Origin of the sequence: Lysobacter changpingensis, assembly GCF_017308985.1 — a bacterium.
Lineage (GTDB): Bacteria > Pseudomonadota > Gammaproteobacteria > Xanthomonadales > Xanthomonadaceae > Lysobacter_J > Lysobacter_J changpingensis.
Window position 1 is genome coordinate 986,025 of the sequence record NZ_JADWPE010000003.1, and the last position, 20,288, is coordinate 1,006,312.

The window sequence follows — 20,288 nt, forward strand, 5'->3', positions numbered from 1 at the left end:
CCCGCCGGCCCGATCCATGCAGCACATCGATTTCGAACTCGACCGCGACCACGTCGAACTCAACCAGCTGCTCAAGCTGGTGGGCCTGTGCGACAGCGGCGGCGCGGGCAAGGCGATCGTCGCCAGCGGTGCGGTGACGGTGGACGGCGAAGTCGAGCTGCGCAAGACCTGCAAGATCCGCGCGGGCCAGGTGGTGGTCGTGGACGAGGTGGAAATCCGCGTGGTGCAGGCGTGAGAAGCGAGAAGTGAGAAGTGAGCGAGTTGTTCCTCCTCGCTTCCCGCTCCTCCACACTCGCTCCTGCTCCACTCACACGAGCATCGAAAGCAGCTTCTGCAGCAGCTCGTCCATCGGCATGACCAGCAACACGAGCGGCAACAGCGGCAGCGCCGTCGCGCCGACGAACTGCAGCAGGATCCAGCGCTGCACCGGCACCGTGCCCATGCGGTTGGCGGTGGCGTAGACGGCGGTGAGATCGGCCAGCGCGGAGGAATCGCCCGCGTTGAGGATCGGCGCCGCATCGCGCCGCGCGCGTCCCAGCCAGCGGTTCTCGAATTCCTCTGCCGTGTCGGTGCCGAGCGCGCCGTACGCCAGCAGGCTGTTGCGCTTGAGCGCGGCGAGTTTCGGCGTGAGCAACAGCAGCGGCGCGAGCAGGAGCGCGATCGCCATCACCACGTAGGCGCCGAGCACGACGTGCAGCGCGCTCAGGCGCACGCCGAGGTAGTCCATCTCCACCGCGCAACTGCCGGCGACGAGCAGCCCGCCCGCGAACGGAAGCACCAGGAACGACGCGTGCGCGTAACCGAGGAAACCGACGCCGCCGCAGCCGTCGGGATGTGCCGCGTGCAACGCCAGTTCGAGCCGCGAGAACCGCGCCAGCAGGCACACCCACAGCGTGAAACGCCACAGCCACAGCAGCACGAGGAAGCGGAACACCGGGAAGCCGACCCACGTCAGCCACAGCCCCGCCGGCGTGAGCTGCGCGCCGTCGTTGCGCCAGCTGGTGACCTGTTCGTACAGCGGCAACGTCGGCGCGATGAACGCACCCGAGACGGCGATGGCGAACAGGAGCAGTTCGGGCCACACCGCATCGCGCCAGCGGCGCAGGCGTTCCAGCGCGCGCTCGAACTTCGCCTGGTCGCCGGGTTCCACCAGGCTGCGCAGATGGTCCAGCGCGCGCCACATGCGTTCGTCGGCGAGCGGCGCGGCGAGCACCAGCGCCGGCATCGCGATGGCGAAGCGTGCCCAGACGTTGTAGTCGCGCCCCAGCGGCACGGTCGCACCGGCGAGCAGGCGCCCATCGAGCGCCGACAGCACCGCGACCGGCACCAGCACGACCATCAGCAGCGCGAAGGCGATCCAGGGCGCGTAGGCGCGCTCGGTCCACGGCGCGCCGCCGGCATGCGTGAGCCGGTACAGCAGCCCTCCGCGCATCAACGAGTAACGCTCGTCCATGGCGCTCCCACGTCTACGGGTGGATTGCGGCGAACAGTAGCAGGCGCGGGTGGAGGGCGTGAGAAGCGGGCTTTTCCGCGGCCTTCCGTCAGAACGGCTTGGCGAGCACCAGGAACACGATCGCCACCAGCAGCAGCACCGGCAGTTCGTTGAACCAGCGCAGCGCCCTGGACGACGGCAGCGCGCGGCCCGCGTCGACGCCCTTCAGCCAGCGCCCGGCGACGGTGAAATGCACGAGCATCAGCACCACCAGCGCGAGCTTCGCGTGCAGCCATCCGGCACCGGGACCGACCATCGTCGGAAAGCCCGGGAACACCCTGTAGCCCAGCCACAGCACCAGGCCGAACACGAAGGCCATTCCGAACATCATATGCCCGAAGCGGTACAGCCGCCGGCCCATCAGCACCAGCCGCGCACGCACCGCCGGTTCGTCGCCGGCTTCGGCCAGGTTGACCAGGATGCGCGGGAGGTAGAACACGCCGCCCATCCAGGCCATCACGAACACGAGGTGGGCGGTCTTGATCCAGAAATAGGCCATGGGTTCCTCGACGGGAGCGGATTCGCGAACGGCGCATAGGATTGCACAGGGTGGAGGTGCTCGAGCCGCCGGCGTCGCGGTGGTCGGACGGTAAAATCCGGCCATGAGCAAACACTACGACCAGGCCTACTTCGAACGCTGGTACCGCGATCCGTCGAAGAAGGACCACGCCGTCGGCAGCGCCGCGCGGCTCACCCGCAAGGTGGCGCTCGCCGTGGCCACCGCCGAATACCATCTCGAACGCCCGATCCGCACCGTCCTCGACATCGGCTGCGGCGAAGGCGCATGGCGCGCGCCGCTGCTGAAACTGCGGCCGAAGGCGTCCTACCTCGGCTTCGACAGCAGCGAGTACGCGGTGCGTCGCTTCGGTGCGCGGCGCAACGTGCATTTCGCGCGCTTCGCCGATTTCGCCCGGCTGCGCCCCTGCCCGCCGGTCGACCTGCTCGTGTGCAGCGACGTCATGCATTACCTCGACACGCGCGAACTCGATCGCGGCCTGCCGGGCGTGGCCGAGTTGTGTGGCGGCGTCGCGTTCCTGGAAACCTTCACCGGCGAGGACGAGACCGACGGCGACGACGTCGGCTTCCATCCCCGGCCGGCGCGCTTCTACCGGCAGCGCTTCGCGAAGGCCGGCTTCGTGCCGCTCGGGTCGCACCTGTGGCTCTCCCCGGCGCTGTCGGACCGGCTGGTCGCGCTGGAACGACCCGCCTGAACCGCCCTGCCCGAGCCGGACGCCGCCTGTTAACCCGCCGCGCCGGCCGTTCCGCTATGCTGCGCCGCAGCATGCGGCCCGCCCGGGCCCGCCACGGATTCGAACCGATGCTCTACCAGATGCACGAACTGGGCCGCGCGTGGATGGCCCCGATGACGTACTGGGCCGAAGCCTGCGCCAAGATGTTCGGCCAGCAGGGCGGCTGGCTGTCGTCGCTGCCCGGTGCCGCGCAGACCGCGGCCGGCTGCGAGCTGCTGTACCGCATCGGCAAGGATTACGAGAAGCCCGAGTTCGGCATCCATTCCATCGACATCGACGGCACCGTGTATCCGGTGATCGAGCGCGAGATGGCGCGCAAGCCGTTCTGCCGCCTGCTGCGCTTCAAGCGCTACGCCGACGATGCCGGCAACCTGCGCGACCTGAAGGAACAGCCGCCGGTGCTGGTCGTCGCGCCGCTGTCGGGCCATCACGCGACGCTGCTGCGCGACACCGTGCGCACGCTGCTGCGCGACCACAAGGTCTACATCACCGACTGGATCGACGCGCGCATGGTCCCGGTGGCCGACGGCGAATTCTCGCTCGACGACTACATCGCGTACGTGCAGGACTTCATCCGCCAGATCGGCGCCGACACGCTGCACGTGGTGAGCGTGTGCCAGCCGACGGTGCCGGTGCTCGCGGCGATCTCGCTGATGGCCGCGCGCGGCGAAACCACGCCGCGTTCGATGGTGATGATGGGCGGCCCGATCGACACGCGCCAGAACCCGACCAAGGTCAACGACCTGGCCACGCACGAACCGCTGTCGTGGTTCGAGGACAACCTGATCCAGCACGTGCCGGCGAACTATCCGGGCCACGGGCGTCGCGTGTATCCGCGTTTCCTGCAGCACGGCGGCTTCCTCGCGATGAACCCCGAGCGGCATTTCCAGTCGCACTGGGACTTCTACATGCACCTGGTGAAGGGCGACCTGGAAGACGCCGCCGCGCACCGCCGCTTCTACGACGAATACAACGCCGTGCTCGACATGCCGGCCGAGTACTACCTGCAGACCGTGCGCGTGGTCTTCCAGGACCACCTGCTGCCGCGCGGCGAGTGGGACGTGGACGGCGAGTGCGTGGACCCGTCGAAGATCCGGCGGACCGCGCTGCTCACCATCGAGGGCGAACTCGACGACATCTCCGGCCAGGGCCAGACGCGCGCCGCGCACACGCTGTGCACGGGCATCGCCGAGGCCGATCGCGAACACCTCACCGTGCAGGGCGCCGGCCATTACGGCATCTTCAGCGGCCGACGCTGGCGCACGCAGGTGTACCCGCAGGTGCGCGATTTCATCGCCCGCCATGCTGAACGAGGCGTTCCGGAAGCGACTTGACTCATCGGCCCGGCGCCCTGAGAACATGGGTTTCCCCCGAACGAGGAAACCACCATGGACTGTCCCGTCTGCCGTGGCGTGAAGCTGGCGATGACCGATCGCCAAGGCATCGAGATCGACTACTGCCCGCAATGCCGTGGCGTCTGGCTCGATCGCGGCGAACTCGACAAGCTGATCGAGCGTGCGTCGGCCGATACGGCTCCGCAGGTAACACGTGCCGCGCCGCCTCCGCCGCCGGTGCACGACCCGCGCGGCCATGGCCATCACGACGATCGCTACAAGAGCGATTACAAGTCGGACTACAAGTACCGCAAGAAGAAGAACCTTCTTGGGGAGTTGTTCGATTTCTGAGCGGGTGCGGCGCGAGGCGTCGCGGTCGCGTATGCCGTTGCCTTGTCCGTTGCAGCCCGGGTAAGCGAAGCGCACCCGGGCAACGCTGCGGTGACGCCTGACCCGGGTGCGCTTCGCTTACCCGGGCTACAAGAGCTGCGCTACAAACGCGAGCGCACCTCACGCCCGCAGCTGCGTGAACTCCTCCGCCGTCACCGGATGGCCCAGCCAGTAGCCCTGCGCGAAATCGCACCCGCGTTCGCGCAGGATCGCGTACTGGCCTTCCTTCTCCACGCCCTCGGCCACCACCAGGATGCCCAGCGAATGCGCCATCGCGATGATCGCCGTGGTGAGCGCCAGGTCGTCCGGGTCGCGCAGCACGTCGGCGACGAAGCTGCGGTCGATCTTCACCCCGTCCACCGGCACGCGGCGCAGATGACTCAGGCCGGAGAAGCCGGTGCCGAAATCGTCCAGCCACACGCGCACGCCCATGCCGCGCAGTTCCGACAGCAGCGCGCTCGCGTGCAGCTCGTCGCCGATCACCGCCGTCTCGGTGAGTTCCAGGTGCAGCAGGTCGGCGGCCAGGCCGGTGTCGCGCAGGCAGGCCGATACCACTTCCGGCAGGTCGCCGCTGCGCAGCTGGCGCGGTGAGACGTTCACCGCGACGAACATCGGCTCCGGATCCCTGCGCGTCTTTTGCCACGCGACCGCGTCGGCGCACGCGGCGTGCAGCACCTGCGGACCGAGCGCTTCGATCAGTCCGCTCTGCTCGGCCACGTCGATGAACACCGACGGCGCGACGAAGCCCAGTTCCGGATGGCGCCAGCGCAGCAGCGCCTCGGCGCCGATCATCGCGCCGTCGACGAGGCGGAACACCGGCTGGTACACCAGGCTCAGTTCCCCGCGATCCCATGCGCCGCGCAGTTCCTGCTCCAGGTGCACGCGCCGTTCCACCGCCTGGTTCATCGCGCGACTGTAGAAGCGGAAGCAGTTCTTGCCGGCGACCTTCGCCTGGTACATCGCGATGTCGCCGTTCTTCATCAGCGTAGTGCCGCTGGCCGCGTCCTCGGGGAACAGCGTGATGCCGATCGACGTGCCCAGGAACACCTGCCGCCCCTGCACGTCCACCGGTTTGCCCAGATCGACCACCAGCGCCTCGGCGAGCTTCGTCGCCAGCGTGCGCACCTCATCGTGCGGATCGTCCGCGGCCTGCACGAGGATCACGAACTCGTCGCCGCCGAAGCGCGCCAGCAGCGCGCCCTCGCCGCCCACGCGCGCGACCGCGTCCTCGATGCGGTGCGCGCATTGCAGCAGCACCTCGTCGCCGGCGTCGTGGCCGAGCGTGTCGTTGACGCGCTTGAAGTCATCGATGTCGGCGAACAGCAACGCCAGTTGGCGGTTGTTGCTCTGGCCCAGGCGTTCGTCCAGCGTTTCGCGGAACGCGAGGCGGTTCGCCAGTCCGGTCAACGCATCGGTGTAGGCCATGCGGCGGATCTCGCGATCGTGCCGCGCCAGGCTCAGGCTCATGCGGTCGAACGCGCGCATCAGGTCGCCGACTTCGTCGTTGCGGCCGTCGGCGGGCGTGGTGGTGTCGAAGTGGCCGGCTTCGATTTCCTGCGCCGATTCGGCCAGGCGGCGGATCGGCCGCACCAGCAGACGCTGGATCAGCCATAGCGACAGCGCGCCGAACACCAGCAGGCCGGTGCCGAGCAGGCCGATCCAGATCACGTGCCGCTGGCCGAGCGTGTCCAGCCGCCCGCGCAGCGTGCCGACCGCATCGTCCTGCAGGCGCCGCATCGCCTGCATGTCGTAACCGATGCGCACGCCGCCGACACGCTGCTGGCCGATCAGGATCGGCATCGAGACATCCATGACCTGGTCGTCGAACTGCGTGTGAAGCGCGCGCGATGCGATGACTTCGTCCGCCATCGCATCGTCCATGCGATGGCCGTACGGCGCGATGTCCTCGCTGCCGTCGTGCACGACCTTGCCGTCGCGGTCGAACACGATGACGTAGCGCACGTCCGGCGCGGCCAGCGCGGAACGCGCGAGCGCGCCGACCGCGTCCAGGTCGGAGTAATACAGCGGATTGGTCAGCGCGCTCGCGAGCTGCGCGACCGCGACCTCGCCATGGCGACGCAGGTTCTCGCCGATCATCGTGCGCATCGCCTGCCGGCTGACGCCCTCGACCTCGCGGCGCATCTGTTCCTGCCGGTTGAGCAGCAGCGCGACCAGCGCGAACACGACCAGCAGCGCCACGCCCATCAGGACGAGGAAGCGCGCCTGCAGGCCCATGCGCAGTTTCATTCGACCTCCGCGCGCACGCGGGCCACGCCGTCGGAGATGCGGTCGAGCGCCCTGCGCGATTCGGCATCCACCGGCATGAAGCGCGTGGTGTTGAAAAAGCGCATCAGCGCGTCGCCGGCGTCCGGATCGCCCGCCGCGTCCAGCAGCACTTCGCGCAGGCGCGCTTCCACGCGCGGATCGAGGCCGTCGCGCACCATCTCCACCGCGCGCGGGTAGTCGGCGGTCGCGCCGATCACGGTCAGGTCGTCGCGGAACGCGGGCGGCATGCGCTGCGGGTTCGCCCAGTCGAGATTGCTCATGACGCCGACGTCGGCCAGCCCCTTGTGCACCCAGGTCGAGATGTTCAGCTCCGACCAGGCGAACAGGTAGCCGACCGCGTCGCGCTCGATGCGGTCTTCCGGGGAGAGCAGGATCTCCAGCGCGAAGCCGCGCCGCAGCAGTTCGGCCGCCGGTACGAAGTAGGCGCTGGTGGAACTGGGGCGCTGGAAGGCGATGCTGTGGCCGCGCAGGTCGTCCAGCGAGGACAGCCCGCTGTCGCGCCGCGCGAAGAAGATGCTGTGGTAGTGGCTGACGCCATCGCGTTCGGTCAGCGCCAGCGTCCGCGCGCCGCCGCGCTGGCGGAGGAGCATCGCGGTGCCGGTGGTTTCGGTCACCCAGTCGACCCGGCCGCGACGCAGATAACTGGCCATCTGCTGCGAGTCCTTGGCCATGAGGATGCGGCCCTCGCGGATGCCGACGTCGGCCAGGCGCGGCACCACGTAGTCCAGCAGCGGCTTGAGCTGCTCGTAGTGTTTCTTGGGATCGTCGCTGATGCGGCCGAGCACGAGCACGCCCGCGTCGTCGGCCGCCTTCGCCGGAAGCGCGACGGCGGCGGTGGCCAGCAAGCACAGGATCAGCAGGACGTTACGGCGCAGGCTGGCGATCAAGAACGACGATCCATCGGGATGCCGCCGGGCAGCGTAATCGAAAGCCCGCCGGGCCGGAACGGCAAACCGACGGGCGTCACGCAGATCAGCGTTTTGATCCGGCGAGCATCGCCATGCGCTGGGCGTCGGCGAGGATGCCGCGCAGGATCCGCACCTCGCGCGCGTCCAGCCCGGCGCGCAGGTAGAGCCGGCGCAGCTTGCGCATCGCCGATTCGGGCGCGCGGCCCTTGTGGAAATCGATCGCGTCGAGCGTCTGCGCCAGTTGCGCGAAGAAGCCTTCCATCTCGGCGTGCGAGGCGGGCGGATCGCGGCGTTCGCCGGCTGCGTCCATGGCATCGCCCGACGACGCGTCCAGCAGCGCCAGGCGCAACTCGTAGCTGAGCACCTGCACGGCGGCGGCGAGGTTCAACGAGCTGTAGTCCGGGTTGGCCGGAATGTGCACCGACGCATGGCACAGCTGCAGCTCGTCGTTGGTCAGGCCGGTGCGCTCGCGGCCGAACACCAGCGCCACCTCGGCGCCGGCCGCGGCCTCGGTCACGCTGCGGGCCGCCGCATCGCGGGGCAGCAGTTCCTCCAGCTGGACGCGCCGGCTGCGTGCCGTGCAGCCCAGGACCAGGCGGCAATCGGCGACGGCGTCGGCCAGCGTTTCGCAGATCAGGGCATCGCCCAGGACGTCGTCGGCGCCCGCGGCCAGGGCGTAGGACTCCTCGTTGGGGCGCCTTTCCGGCGCCACCAGGACCAGGCGCGCCAAGCCCATGGTCTTCATGGCGCGGGCGGCCGAGCCCATGTTCCCCGGGTGCTGGGTGCCGACGAGGACGATGCGCAGGCGCTGCGCGGCCGGATGGGAAGGATTCACGGATCTGGATTCGGAACTCATGGCGCGCAATGGTAAACTCCGCGCCCCGGCCGCAGCGCCGGTGCCGCTCTTTCACCCCCGCCAGTCCATCCTCTCCCCGTCCCCCGAACGAGGCCCTTCGCCCATGCAGAAACCCGCCGTCACCCTCATGGTCAAGGCCGCCCGTGCCGCCGGCAACGTCCTGTTGCGCCACATGAACAAGCTCGACGCGCTGAACGTCGTCGAGAAGGACCGGATGGACTACGCCAGCGAAGTCGACGGCCTGGCGGAGAAGGAGATCATCCGGGAATTCCGCCGCTCCACGCCCGACTACGCGATCCTCGGCGAGGAAAGCGGTTCGATCGGCCATAACCGCTTCACCTGGGTGATCGACCCGCTCGACGGCACCAGCAACTACCTGCACGGCATTCCGCATTTCTGCGTGTCGATCGCGCTGGTGGAGAACGGCGAGCCGATCCACGCGGTGATCTTCGACCCGCTGCGCAACGACCTGTTCACCGCCAGCCGCGGCAGCGGCGCGACGCTCAACGAGCGCCGCATCCGCGTGACCGAGCGCAAGGACCTCAATGGCGCGATGGTGCTGACCGGCTTCCCGCCGCGCGAGCGCGCGCGCGTGTCCGCGCAGCTGAAGACCATCGACAACCTGCTGCTGGAGGCGGAGGACATCCGCCGCACGGGTTCGGCTGCGCTGGACCTGGCCTACGTCGCCTGCGGTCGCGCCGATGCGTATTTCGAAGCCGGCGTGAAGCCGTGGGACATCGCCGCCGGCGTGCTGCTGGTGCGTGAGGCCGGCGGCAAGGTCACCGACTTCCGCGGCCGGAGCACCGGCCCGATGGACAACCGCGGCCTGGCGACGCGCCAGATCGTCGCCGCGAACCTGAAGGTGTGCGACGCCCTGCAGCAGAAGATCGTCAACACGGGGTATGCGGCGGCGTTCGATCAGGCCTGATCGCCGCGCGGTGTCGCATGCGTCACGGAGAAGCCGCGCGATGCGCGGCTTTTCTGTTTCGTGCGGGGGGAATGGCCGCGTTGCGTCCTGCGACACCCGCGCCTTGCTGTTGTAGCGCGGGTAAGCGAAGCGTACCCGGGACGCGCGGCAGCCTCCCCGCGTGCGCTTCGCTTAACCGTCATCCCGGCGAAGGTGAAGTACTGCGCCGGAGACGGGATGCCCAATGCGAGGAGGCAGTGCGCACGCGTTACGGGGCGACCCGCACGCCACGAAGCCGGATTCCGTCCAGCCACTCCCGCACCCGCGCGATGACCCGATCGGCATGTTCCCGGTGCGGCACATGGCCGCAGCCCTCGAGCTTTTCGATCTCCGACGGCCCACCGCACAGCGCGACGATACGCTCCGGATGTCGCATCGAACCGAATTCGTCGCGATCCCCGCGCAATGCGAGCAGCGGGCAGCGCACGCGACGCAGTTCCCCGTCCAGCGTCCACGTCGCGAAGCCGGGGGCCAGCCACGTGTCCGTCCACGCATGCAGCACCCACTCCGCCTTGTCGCCGTGGTAACGGCGCAGGCGTTCGATGCGCCCTGGCTGCGCGAAATCCGCCTTCGCCGCGACGATGCCCTGCACCGTGCGGTCCTCGACGAAGGCCTGCGCCGATTCGGTGACGACACCGTCGCAGTGCGAGGCATGCGCCGCCGCGCACGCCACGGCCATGCCGCCGCCGACGCTGTGGCCCAAGGCGATGAAGCGGTCGAGCCCCAGGCTCTCGCGCACGCGCGCGAAGGTGGTCGTCGCCTCGCGCGCGATGAAGTCGGCGGCGAGCGTTCCCGGATGCGGATCCGAACGCCCGAAACCGAGGCGGTCGTAGGCGATCACGCGCCGCCCCGTGGCATCGCACAGGCGTCGCGGGAAATCGCGCCAGGTCTCCACGCAGCCCAGCGAATCGTGCAGCAGCACGATCGGCGGCCGCGCTTCGACGCTGCCCGTCTCGGGTTCCCATCCACGGCAGAAGACGCGGCCTTCGCCCGTGTCGATCAGGACGTCGCGGTGCGGTCCGCTCACAGCGCTTCGTTCGCGTCGTGCGTCACGAGCGCGCGCCGAACCATTCGCCCAGCGGCACCAGCACCTGTGCCTCGCGCGGGCGTTGCAGCAGCGGCTCGATGAGCGCGTCGTACTGCACGCGATACGGCTTCATCTGGTTGCGCAGGAACGCCTCGACACCAGGCTCGGCCCAGCGCTCGTACAGCGTGAACTGGTTCGGGTCGGACGCATCGACGTGCAGGTGGCAGGAGACGAATTCAGGCTCCTTCGCCATGGCCTGCGCGATGTCGTCGAACGCGCGCCTCCATGCGTCCACGCATTCGGGCTTCACGTGCAGCTTCACGTAGAAGACGAGGTCGTCGTTGGCCATGCGGGGGGCTCCGGTCGCGGGAATGGCCCGATTGTCCCGCAGCCGCGCTTTGCCTTTCCAGCCGGCTCCGGCACGCCAAAGAGAAAGGGCCGCGATGCGGCCCTTTCCAAAACCACGTTGCGATGGATCCGTTACGGCCGGCGCGCCAGCGCCGCCTCGTCCTTCGCCTTCGGCATGAGGTCCTGCTTGCTGACCTTGAACGGCCCCAGCGACAGCATTGGCACCGCGACGAAGATCGAGGAGACCACCACGACCACCGCGCCGATCATGTGCGTCAGCGCCAGGCCTTCCATCGACGAACCGCCGTACAGGTACAGCGCGAACGCCGACAGGAAGAACATCACCGCCGTGATCACCGTTCGCGACAGCGTCTGGTTGATCGAACGGTTCAGCACTTCCATCGAGTCCACGCGCAGCGTGCGGAAGTTCTCGCGCACGCGGTCGAAGACCACGATGATGTCGTTGATCGCGAAGCCCATCACCGACAGCAGGCCGGCCAGCACGGTCAGGTCGAACTCGCGGCCGGTGCCGTAGACGTAGGCGGCGGTGACGATCAGGTCGAAGAACGCCGTCAGGCTCGCCACCACCGCGAACTTCCATTCGAAGCGGAACGCGATGTAGATCAGGAAGCCGATCAGCATGAACAGCGTGGCGTAGATGCCGTCGCGCACCAGGTCGGCACCGACCTGCGGGCCGACGAACTCGCTGCGCAGCACGCGCGCCGGGTTCTCCGCGGTGGACACGGCCTTGACCACCTGGTTGGCGATCGAGTTGCTGCCGGTGGCGTTGTTGCTCTCGCCATGCGGCTGCAGGCGGATCATCAGGCCGTTGCCGCCGCCGAAGGCCTGCACCTGGGCGTTATCGAAGCCGGCGGTGGCCAGCTGCTCGCGGACGCTGTCGACGTCGGCCGGACGCTCGAACGTGGTTTCCACCAGCGTGCCGCCGGTGAACTCCAGCGCGTAGGCCTCCTTGCGGAAGCCGAACGTGGCGATGATCACCAGCGATGCGACGAACAGCAGCACCGTGATCGCCATCGACACGTAGCGCGTACGCAGGAAGTCGATCCTGGTGTCGTTCGGGATGAGATGAAGCGGGAAAAGTTTCATTGTTTCGTTCTCACCCGGTCAGATGGCCACGGACTTGAGCTTCTTGCGGTTGCCGTAGATCAGCTGCGCCAGCGCGCGCGACACGGTGATCGCGGTGAACATCGAGGCGAAGATGCCGATGATCATCGTCAGCGCGAAGCCCTTCAGCGGGCCGGTGCCGAACACGTACAGCGCCACGCCCACGATCAGGCCGGTGAGGTTGGCGTCCATGATCGTGCCGCCCGCCTTCTCGTAACCGGCCGCGATCGCCGCCTTCGGCGGTACGCCGTGGCGCAGCTCTTCGCGGATTCGCTCGTTGATCAGCACGTTGGCGTCGACCGACAGGCCGACCGACAACGCCAGGCCGGCGAAGCCCGGCAGCGTCATCGTCGCGCCGAACATCGACATCACCGCCACCACGATCAGCAGGTTCATCAGCAGCGCGACCGAGGTGATCACGCCGAACATGCGGTAGTAGATGGTGAAGAAGGCCAGGGTGAACACGAACGCGTAGACGACCGCGGTGATGCCGCGCTCGACGTTCTCCGCGCCCAGGCTCGGGCCGATGATGCGCTCCTCGACGAAGTCCATCGGCGCGGCCAGCGAGCCGGCGCGCAGCAGCTTGGCGAGGTTGTCGGCTTCGGTCTTCTCCAGGCCCGTGGTCTGGAAGTTCTTGCCGAACACGCCGGCGATGCGCGTGGGCGACAGCGCTTCCTCGCGCACGCGCACGCCGCGCACTTCCTTGCCGTCGACCATGGTCACGGTGGGGATGCGCTCGATGTAGACCACCGACATCAGCTTGCCGACGTTCTCGCTGGTGAAGTCGAACATGCGCTGGCCCGCGATGCTGTTCAGCGTGATGTCCACCGCCGGCAGGCCGTTCTGGTCGACGCCGACCTTGGCGTTGACCATCTGGTCGCCGGAGGCCAGCACGCGCTTGCTCAGCAGCACCGGGGCGCCGGTGTCGCGGATGGTGAACAGCTTGGCGCCCGGCGGCACGCGGCCGGTGGTCTTGGCGTCCATCGCGTCGCCATCGACGACCGCGCGGAATTCCAGCGTCGCGGTGGCGCCGATCAGGCGCTTGGCCTCGGCGGTGTCCTGCACGCCGGGCAGCTGCACGACGATGCGGTCCTCGCCCTGGCGCTGGATGATCGGCTCGGCCACGCCCAGCTCGTTCACGCGGTTGCGCAGCGTGGTGATGTTCTGCTCGATCGCGCTGGAGGCGATCAGGCGCAGTTCGGCTTCCGGGATCGTCACCACCACCGTGTTGCCGCTGACGTCGTAGCTGAGCGTCGGCATCAGGCGGGCGAGTTCGTCGCGCGCGCGCCCGGCGGCGTCCGCACCGGCCTCGGCGGCCAGCGTGGCGACGATGGTGTTGTTCGGGCGACGCTCCACCGACTGGTAGGCGATGCGCGCGTCGCGCAGGCTGACGCGCATGTCCTCGGCGTAGGCGTCCATGCGCTTGTCCAGCGCGGCGCGCTGGTCGACCTGCATGACGAAGTGCACGCCGCCCTGCAGGTCCAGGCCCAGCACCATCGGCTTGCCGCCGAGGTTGGCGAGCCAGTCCGGCACGGTCGAGGCCAGGTTCAGCGCGACGGTGTAGTTCTCGCCCAGCGTGGTGCGCAGGGCGTTGTTCGCCTTGCTCTGCTCGGCCAGCGAGGTCAGGCGCACCATCAGGTTGTCGCCCTCGATCTCCACCGAGCGCGGCGTGACGCCGGCCTTGGCCAGCTCGGCCTTGACGCGGCTGCGCAGGGCATCGTCGAGCTGGCCGCTACGGTTGGCCGTGATCTGTACGGAAGGATCCTTCTGGTAGGCGTTGGGCAGTGCATACAGCACGCTCAGGCCCAGGACGAGCAGGATCAGGAAATATTTCCACTTAGGAAATTCAAGCATCGCGGCATTCCGCGCGCGCCGGCCGGCGCACGCTCAGGTGGGATCGGGAAAGCGGCCTCAGGCCGACTTCAGGGTGCCCTTGGGCAGCACGTTGGCGATGGCGCCCTTCTGCACGCGGATGCGCACGTTGTCGGCGATCTCCACGGTGATGAAGTTCTCGCCGATGTCGCTGACCACGCCGGCGATGCCGCCGTTGGTGATCACTTCATCTCCCTTGGAGAGCTTCTCCAGCATCGCGCGGTGTTCCTTCTGGCGCTTCATCTGCGGGCGGATCATGAGGAAGTACATGACCGCGATCAGCAGGATCGGGAACAGCAGCGACATGCCGAAGCCACCGGCGCCGGGTTGCGGGGCGGCCTGCGCGTAGGCGGGGGAAATCACGAGGTCGAGCAGATTCATGACGGTCGTCCTGATCGAAAAATAGCGGGGGATTATGCCACGGGGCGGCAGCCGGGCCCGGTCCGGCCGGCAGATCCGCCCCGTCCCCTGCCCTGCGCCGCTCCGCCCGGGCCCGGGCGGATCGCCTATTCCGGCGCCCGCGCGGCGTAGAAGGACTCGCGGAAGGCGGCGAAGGTTCCCTGCCCGATCGCCTCGCGCATCTGCGCCATCAGGCGCTGGTAATACCGCAGGTTGTGCAAGGTGCCCATGATCGGCCCGAGCATTTCGTTGCAGCGGTCCAGGTGGCGCAGGTAGCTGCGGCTGAAGCCGTTGCGGCAGGTGTAGCAGTCGCAGCCTTCCTCGATCGGGCGCAGGTCGCGCTCGTATTTGGCGTTGCGCACGCGCACTGTGCCGAATGAGGTGAAGTAATGCCCGTTGCGCGCGTTGCGGGTCGGCATCACGCAATCGAACATGTCGATGCCGCGCGCGACGCCTTCCACCAGGTCCTCCGGCCGGCCCACGCCCATCAGGTAGCGCGGGCGGTCGGCGGGCAGCTGCGGGCAGGTGTGTTCGAGCATGTGGTTACGCTCGGCCTCCGGTTCGCCCACGGCCAGGCCGCCGATGGCGTAGCCGTCGAAGCCGATGTCCATCAGCGCGCCGGCCGAACGCGTGCGCAGTTCGGGATACACGCCCCCCTGGACGATGCCGAACAGCGCCGCGTCGTTGCCCTCGTGCGCGCGCCGGCTGCGTTCGGCCCAGCGCAGGCTCAGTTCCATCGAGCGCCGCGCGACCTCCTCGGTGGCCGGGTACGGCGTGCATTCGTCGAAGATCATGACGACGTCCGAATCCAGCACCTTCTGGATGCGCATGCTTTCCTCGGGGCCGAGGAACACCTTGCTGCCGTCGGTGGGCGCGGCGAAGGTCACGCCCTGCTCGGTGATCTTGCGTTTGTGCGCGAGCGAGAACACCTGGAAGCCGCCTGAATCGGTGAGGATCGGCCCGTTCCACCGGGTGAAACCATGCAGGCCGCCGTGGTCGCCGATGACGTCCAGCCCCGGGCGCAGGTAGAGGTGGAAGGTGTTGCCCAGGATCATTTCCGCGCCGAGTTCGCGGACCTGCTCGGGCAACACGCCCTTCACCGAGCCGTAGGTGCCCACCGGCATGAAGGTCGGCGTTTCCACCGTGCCGCGCGGGAAGGTCAGCCGGCCGCGGCGCGCGGCGCCGTCGGTGCGCAGCAGTTCGAAGGACAGGCGGCTCATGCGTGCGCTCCTGGATTCGCCGGGAACAGCAGCATCGCGTCGCCGTAGGAGAAGAAGCGGTAGCGCTCCGCGATGGCGTGGTCGTAGGCGGCGAACACGCGCGCCTTGCCGGCGAAGGCGGAAACAAGCATCAGCAATGTGCTCTCGGGCAGGTGGAAGTTGGTGATCAGCGCGTCCACCGAACGGATGCGGTAACCGGGCAGGATGAACAGCCGGGTTTCGCCGGCGTAGGGATGGAGTTCGCCTTCGTGCATCGCGCTTTCCAGCGCGCGCACGACCGTGGTGCCGACCGCGATCACGCGCCCGCCGGCCGCGCGCGTGCGGCGGATCTGTTCGATCAGCGCGGCGCCCACGTTCAGCCATTCGCTGTGCATGACGTGCTGGTCCAGTTCGTCCACGCGCACCGGCTGGAACGTGCCGGCGCCGACGTGCAGCGTCACGTGCCCGAAGTCGACGCCGCGCGCCTTCAACGCATCCAGCAGCGCCTGGTCGAAATGCAGCCCGGCGGTGGGCGCGGCGACGGCGCCGACCTCGCGCGCGAACACGGTCTGGTAGCGCGTGTCGTCGTCGTGGCCCGCTTCGCGCTGGATGTACGGCGGCAGTGGCAGGCGGCCGGCGTGCAGCAGGTATTTCTCCAGCGATTCGGCGACGTGGAAGTGCAGGCGGTAGAACTCGCCCTCGCGGCCGAGCACTTCGGCCTCGCCGCCGGCGTCGAGCGCGATGCGCGCGCCTTCCTTCGGCGACTTGCTCACGCCCAGCTGCGCGCGCACCTCATGGCCGCCGAGCAGGCGTTCGATCAGGATCTCCACCCGCCCGCCGGTGCTTTTCTGTCCGTACAGGCGCGCCGGGATCACGCGGGTGTCGTTGAACACCAGCAGGTCGCCGGGTTGCAGCAGCTCGGGAAGTTCGCGGAAGACGCGATCCTGGAAGCCGCGATCGAAGGCGTCGCCATGCGCCGGCGGAACCACCAGCAGCCGGCTGGCCGAACGCTCCGGCAGCGGCGCCTGGGCGATCAGCTCGGGCGGCAGGTGGTAGTGGAAATCGGATTTCTTCAAGGCGTGAGGCCGGCGAGACAGGCCGGTCGGAGTGCGGGCGGGATTCGACATTGTAGAAGGAACCCTCAGCCGCCACGCTTCGCCTGTCCGGGCTGCAGGAGCGGATACCGCGGGCGCCGGCGTCGCCGCGCATCCCGACCCTCACCCCACTCCCGGTGGGAGAGGGGCCAACGCCGCACGCCCTGCCCGGCTCACGACCGCCACGCCATTCCTGCACGAGCGCTCAACCGGCTCTCACCGCTCGAACTTCGCCGAAAGAACAATCGCCGACGTCGTCCGCTCCACCCCGTCGATGGCGCCGATGCGGTCGGTCAGCTCGTCCATCGCCTCCACGGACGGCGCCACGCCCAGCGCCACCAGGTCGAACGGGCCGCTCACCGAATGCAGCGCCCGCACTTCCGGCATCGCGTGCAGCGCGGCGGCGACCGACGGCGCCCGCTTCGGCAGCACGGTGATCATGATGTGCGCGCGGATGTGCCCGCGTTCGGCGGCGTCGTGCACGCGCACCGTGTAGCCCTGGATGACGCCCTCGCGCTCCAGGCGCTCGATCCGGCTGTGCACGGTGGTGCGCGACAGCTTCAGGCGTCGCGCGATGTCGGCGGTCGAGGCCCGGGCGTTCTCGCGCAGGACCGAGAGCAGCTGCTGGTCGGCGTCGGTGATCTTCACATTCCGCCCTCGGATTTCGTCGAAACGACGAAATTATCCATAATTTCGTACAAATCCGCACTGTCGATCGACGAATTAATCCAGATAATGGACGGGTTGTCGCCAGATTCGACCCCGGAGGACCCCATGGCCGTCATCGACCGTCTCGCCCCCCTGCGTGCCCACGGAGGCCGCCGCCGTACCCATGGACTGGACGACGCGACCATCGCGCGCTTCGCCCACACGCATGCCGAACTGATCGAGGCCATCGAGGCCGCCGAGCAGGAATACCAGCGCGTGAAGGACGAATTCGCCGACCTGCTCGACCTCGACGAGGACGCGCAGGTGCACGCCGTGCAGGGCGGCTACGTGAACTTCTATCCGGACGACGCGGTGAACCCGTACGTCGCCCTCGCCGCGCGCGGCCCGTGGGTGGTCACGCTGAAGGGCGCCGTGCTGCACGATTCCGGCGGCTACGGCATGCTCGGCTTCGGCCACGCGCCCAAGCACGTGATCGCCGCGATGGCCCGCCCGCAGGCGATGGCCAACATCATGACCCCGTCGCTCTCGCAGCTGCGCTTCGACCGCGCCCTGCGCGCGGCGATCGGCGCCGAGCGCGGCGGCTGCCCGTACGAGAAGTTCTTCTGCCTGAATTCGGGTTCCGAATCGGTCTCGCTCGCCGCGCGCATCGCCGATGCGAACACCAAGCTGATGACCGACACCGGCGGTCGCCACGCCGGCCGCACGATCAAGCGCGTGGTGGTGAAGGGCAGCTTCCACGGCCGCACCGAACGCCCGGCGCTGTATTCGGATTCCTCGCGCAAGACCTACCTGCAGCACCTGGCGAGCTTCCGCGGCGAGGATTCGCTGCTCACCGTCGAGCCCTACGACGTCGACGCGCTGAAGCAGGTGTTCGCCGATGCCGACGCGAACGGCTGGTTCATCGAGGCGATGTTCCTGGAGCCGGTGATGGGCGAAGGCGATCCGGGCCGCAGCGTGCCGCCGGCGTTCTACGCCGCCGCGCGCGAACTGACGCGTTCGCATGGCGCGCTGCTGCTGGTGGACTCGATCCAGGCCGGCCTGCGCGCCCACGGCGTGCTGTCGATCATCGACTACCCCGGCTTCGAGCAGCTCGATCCGCCGGACATGGAAACCTATTCGAAGGCGCTCAACGCCGGCCAGTACCCGCTGTCGGTGCTCGCCGTCGGCGCGCAGGCCGCGCAGCTCTACAAGAAGGGCCTGTACGGCAACACGATGACGACCAACCCGCGCGCGCTCGACGTCGCGTGCGCGGTGCTGTCGCAGGTGACGCCGCAGCTTCGCGAGAACATCCGCGCGCGCGGCGCCGAGGCGATCCAGAAGCTGGAGAAGCTCAAGGGCGAACTCGGCGGTCTGATCACCAAGGTGCAGGGCACGGGGCTGCTGTTCTCGTGCGAACTCTCGCCGCAGTTCAAGTGCTATGGCGCCAATTCCACCGAGGAATGGCTGCGCGAGCACGGCATCGGCGTGATCCACGGCGGCGTGAACTCGCTGCGCTTCACCCCGACCTTCACCATCGCGAGCGAGGAAATCGACCTGCTCGTCGCGATGATCGCGCGTGCGCTGCGCGAAGGTCCGCGCGCGCAGCAGGCAGCGGCGGCCTGATCCTCCCCCGACGCCGCCGCGAAGACGACGGGTGCCCCCACACCCGCCGTCTTCGCCTTCTGTAACGCCACTCCCCTGATTTTCTTGTCGCGCCGATCGGCGCATGGCCTTGATAGCCCGGGTAAGGCCGGAGGCCGCACCCGGGGTTGACGGCCGATCACGCGTGATCCCGGGTGCGCTTCGCTTACCCGGGCTACAAAGGCACTAACGCGTTACTTTCCCTCGCACGCCGGCAACGACAACGCACGCGCCACGTCGCGCCAGTCGAACGCCGCCACCGCCTGATCGTCGTCCACCGCGTAGAACACGCCCTGCGGGAAGCGTTTGCCGGCCGTCTGGTCGAGCCACACGCCGTCGGTGTTCGCCGTCTTGTTGCCGGCGAACGCGCCCAGGTGCCTCAGCGTCGCGCGATCGAACACGTGGAACAGGCTGCGGTCCTTGTACTGATCCGTCGCGATCCAGTAACCCGCGCCGCCCTCGCAGCGGTACAGCGCCATGCCTTCGGCCTGCGCCTTGAACAGGTCGGCGCCGATGTCGCGACCGCGATACCTGCCGTCCAGGCCGTACTCCCGCAGGCGCGTACCGGTGGCGACGTCTTCCTCGGCGAGCAGCAGCCGGTCGTGATCGACATCGCCGAACACCGACTCGGCGATGCGGATCGCGCCCGTCTCACCGGTGTCGCCGAAGGTTTCCATCAAGCGCGCTTCCCAGCCCTCCGCCGCCCGGCGCAGCTGGTAACGCTTGAAGCGCTTGTCGAGTTCGGCCAGCGGCGGCGGCACGTCCTCGTTCTGCGGCGACATGTAGTTGTCGCTGACGATCACTTCATAACTGTCGCGCTGCGCACGCACCCACAGGCCGTAAGGCTGCTTCAGATCTTCCGCGCCGAACACGAGCAGCGGCTTGAAATCCGGCAACTGGAACATCTGCACGCGATGGTTGTCGCGTTCGACCACCAGCACGTGATCGCCGATCACGGCGATGCCGTTGGGACGCTGCAGCTGGCCGAGCGCGGTGCCGGGGCCACCGACGGTGCGCAGCGTCGCGCCGGTGTCGCCGTCGTACACGATCAGCCGGTCGCTCGCCTTGCCGGTCGCGATCAGCCAGCGCTTGCCATCGGACGTGCGCCAGCTGGCGGGCGAATCGACGTTGTCCTCCGGCGTCGCGGCGGTGAGGAACGCCTCGGCCACCACCTGATGCGCGATGTTCGCCTGCGCGAGCAGCGGATCGACTTCCATCGTTTCGTCGGGCTCGCGATCGTGCTGCGTTGCAGGTGCGACCGGTGCGTTCCCGGTGGCCGAGCAGGCGGCAAGGCAGGACGCGAAAGCGAGCGTGGCCAATCGCAGCGACATGGATTCCCCTGGAGTCGGTTCGACAAAGCGCGAGTTTGTACGCACCGATTGTGACCGTCGCGTGTCACGGCGCCAGGCATGCGTCGTCATATTTCCGCCATGCCGCATGCGTACAAAGCGC

General features: G+C 68.5%; 20 protein-coding genes. 6 read left to right on the top strand and 14 right to left on the bottom strand.

From position 1 onward, the window contains the following. The first annotated feature begins 16 nt into the window (after positions 1–16). Entirely contained in the window at positions 17–235 is a 219-nt protein-coding gene (locus I4U41_RS11460) for an RNA-binding S4 domain-containing protein (protein ID WP_206861238.1), read from the top strand. Positions 236–307: 72 nt separating this feature from the next. Here I4U41_RS11460 and I4U41_RS11465 read toward each other — a convergent pair whose 3' ends face one another. Both I4U41_RS11465 and I4U41_RS11470 read right to left on the bottom strand, forming a co-directional pair. Next, the gene (locus I4U41_RS11465) at positions 308–1,453 is read right to left on the bottom strand and encodes a hypothetical protein (protein WP_206861239.1); all 1,146 of its coding nucleotides are present in this window, start codon (positions 1,451–1,453) and stop codon (positions 308–310) included. A gap of 88 nt (positions 1,454–1,541) precedes the next feature. After that, on the bottom strand, positions 1,542–1,991 hold the full coding sequence (locus tag I4U41_RS11470; protein ID WP_206861240.1) for a CopD family protein: 450 nt from the start codon (positions 1,989–1,991) through the stop codon (positions 1,542–1,544). Between the two features lie 103 nt (positions 1,992–2,094). Between I4U41_RS11470 and I4U41_RS11475 the strand changes: the two genes are divergently transcribed. The 3 genes from I4U41_RS11475 to I4U41_RS11485 all read left to right on the top strand — a co-directional run bounded on the left by I4U41_RS11475 (position 2,095) and on the right by I4U41_RS11485 (position 4,427). Beyond that, positions 2,095–2,703 carry a class I SAM-dependent DNA methyltransferase gene (locus I4U41_RS11475; protein WP_206861241.1) on the top strand — a complete coding sequence of 203 codons (609 nt, stop codon included), beginning with the start codon at positions 2,095–2,097 and terminating at the stop codon, positions 2,701–2,703. Positions 2,704–2,810: 107 nt separating this feature from the next. Continuing rightward, the gene (locus I4U41_RS11480; RefSeq protein ID WP_242525125.1) at positions 2,811–4,076 is read left to right on the top strand and encodes a polyhydroxyalkanoate depolymerase; all 1,266 of its coding nucleotides are present in this window, start codon (positions 2,811–2,813) and stop codon (positions 4,074–4,076) included. A gap of 54 nt (positions 4,077–4,130) precedes the next feature. Then, entirely contained in the window at positions 4,131–4,427 is a 297-nt protein-coding gene (locus I4U41_RS11485) for a TFIIB-type zinc ribbon-containing protein (RefSeq protein ID WP_206861243.1), read from the top strand. Between the two features lie 159 nt (positions 4,428–4,586). Here the strand turns inward: I4U41_RS11485 and I4U41_RS11490 are convergent, their stop codons facing one another. The 3 genes from I4U41_RS11490 to I4U41_RS11500 all read right to left on the bottom strand — a co-directional run bounded on the left by I4U41_RS11490 (position 4,587) and on the right by I4U41_RS11500 (position 8,516). Continuing rightward, positions 4,587–6,713, bottom strand: a complete 2,127-nt coding sequence (locus I4U41_RS11490) for a putative bifunctional diguanylate cyclase/phosphodiesterase (protein ID WP_206861244.1) — start codon at positions 6,711–6,713, stop codon at positions 4,587–4,589. Further along, complete coding sequence (locus I4U41_RS11495; protein ID WP_425492576.1) at positions 6,710–7,636, bottom strand: phosphate/phosphite/phosphonate ABC transporter substrate-binding protein; 927 nt, start codon at positions 7,634–7,636, stop codon at positions 6,710–6,712. Before I4U41_RS11495 ends, I4U41_RS11490 begins: the two co-directional genes overlap by 4 nt. A gap of 88 nt (positions 7,637–7,724) precedes the next feature. Continuing rightward, a complete protein-coding gene (locus tag I4U41_RS11500; protein ID WP_206861245.1) occupies positions 7,725–8,516 on the bottom strand; it encodes an RNA methyltransferase in 792 nt (263 codons plus the stop codon). A 103-nt stretch (positions 8,517–8,619) separates the two neighbouring features. Between I4U41_RS11500 and I4U41_RS11505 the strand changes: the two genes are divergently transcribed. Beyond that, complete coding sequence (locus I4U41_RS11505; protein ID WP_206861246.1) at positions 8,620–9,444, top strand: inositol monophosphatase family protein; 825 nt, start codon at positions 8,620–8,622, stop codon at positions 9,442–9,444. A 247-nt stretch (positions 9,445–9,691) separates the two neighbouring features. On the opposite strand, the gene I4U41_RS11510 is transcribed toward I4U41_RS11505, so the two are convergent. The 8 genes from I4U41_RS11510 to I4U41_RS11545 all read right to left on the bottom strand — a co-directional run bounded on the left by I4U41_RS11510 (position 9,692) and on the right by I4U41_RS11545 (position 17,195). Beyond that, a complete protein-coding gene (locus I4U41_RS11510; RefSeq protein ID WP_206861247.1) occupies positions 9,692–10,510 on the bottom strand; it encodes an alpha/beta fold hydrolase in 819 nt (272 codons plus the stop codon). A 22-nt stretch (positions 10,511–10,532) separates the two neighbouring features. Continuing rightward, positions 10,533–10,859, bottom strand: a complete 327-nt coding sequence (locus tag I4U41_RS11515; protein ID WP_206861248.1) for a putative quinol monooxygenase — start codon at positions 10,857–10,859, stop codon at positions 10,533–10,535. Positions 10,860–10,990: 131 nt separating this feature from the next. Continuing rightward, positions 10,991–11,965 carry a protein translocase subunit SecF gene (gene secF, locus I4U41_RS11520; RefSeq protein WP_206861249.1) on the bottom strand — a complete coding sequence of 325 codons (975 nt, stop codon included), beginning with the start codon at positions 11,963–11,965 and terminating at the stop codon, positions 10,991–10,993. An 18-nt stretch (positions 11,966–11,983) separates the two neighbouring features. Next, entirely contained in the window at positions 11,984–13,837 is a 1,854-nt protein-coding gene (gene secD / locus I4U41_RS11525) for a protein translocase subunit SecD (RefSeq protein ID WP_206861250.1), read from the bottom strand. Positions 13,838–13,894: 57 nt separating this feature from the next. Next, positions 13,895–14,236 carry a preprotein translocase subunit YajC gene (gene yajC / locus I4U41_RS11530; RefSeq protein WP_206861251.1) on the bottom strand — a complete coding sequence of 114 codons (342 nt, stop codon included), beginning with the start codon at positions 14,234–14,236 and terminating at the stop codon, positions 13,895–13,897. A 125-nt stretch (positions 14,237–14,361) separates the two neighbouring features. Further along, positions 14,362–15,474 carry a tRNA guanosine(34) transglycosylase Tgt gene (tgt, locus tag I4U41_RS11535; protein ID WP_206861252.1) on the bottom strand — a complete coding sequence of 371 codons (1,113 nt, stop codon included), beginning with the start codon at positions 15,472–15,474 and terminating at the stop codon, positions 14,362–14,364. Next, positions 15,471–16,580 (bottom strand): tRNA preQ1(34) S-adenosylmethionine ribosyltransferase-isomerase QueA, encoded by a 1,110-nt coding sequence (gene queA / locus I4U41_RS11540; protein ID WP_206861253.1) that lies wholly within the window; start codon positions 16,578–16,580, stop codon positions 15,471–15,473. Before queA ends, tgt begins: the two co-directional genes overlap by 4 nt. A 183-nt stretch (positions 16,581–16,763) precedes the next feature. Beyond that, complete coding sequence (locus I4U41_RS11545; RefSeq protein ID WP_206861254.1) at positions 16,764–17,195, bottom strand: Lrp/AsnC ligand binding domain-containing protein; 432 nt, start codon at positions 17,193–17,195, stop codon at positions 16,764–16,766. 126 nt (positions 17,196–17,321) lie between these two features. On the opposite strand from I4U41_RS11545, the gene I4U41_RS11550 reads away from it, so the two are divergent. Next, the gene (locus I4U41_RS11550; RefSeq protein WP_206861255.1) at positions 17,322–18,818 is read left to right on the top strand and encodes an aminotransferase class III-fold pyridoxal phosphate-dependent enzyme; all 1,497 of its coding nucleotides are present in this window, start codon (positions 17,322–17,324) and stop codon (positions 18,816–18,818) included. Positions 18,819–19,030: 212 nt separating this feature from the next. Here the strand turns inward: I4U41_RS11550 and I4U41_RS11555 are convergent, their stop codons facing one another. Beyond that, on the bottom strand, positions 19,031–20,167 hold the full coding sequence (locus tag I4U41_RS11555; protein WP_206861256.1) for a phytase: 1,137 nt from the start codon (positions 20,165–20,167) through the stop codon (positions 19,031–19,033). Positions 20,168–20,288: the final 121 nt, after the last annotated feature.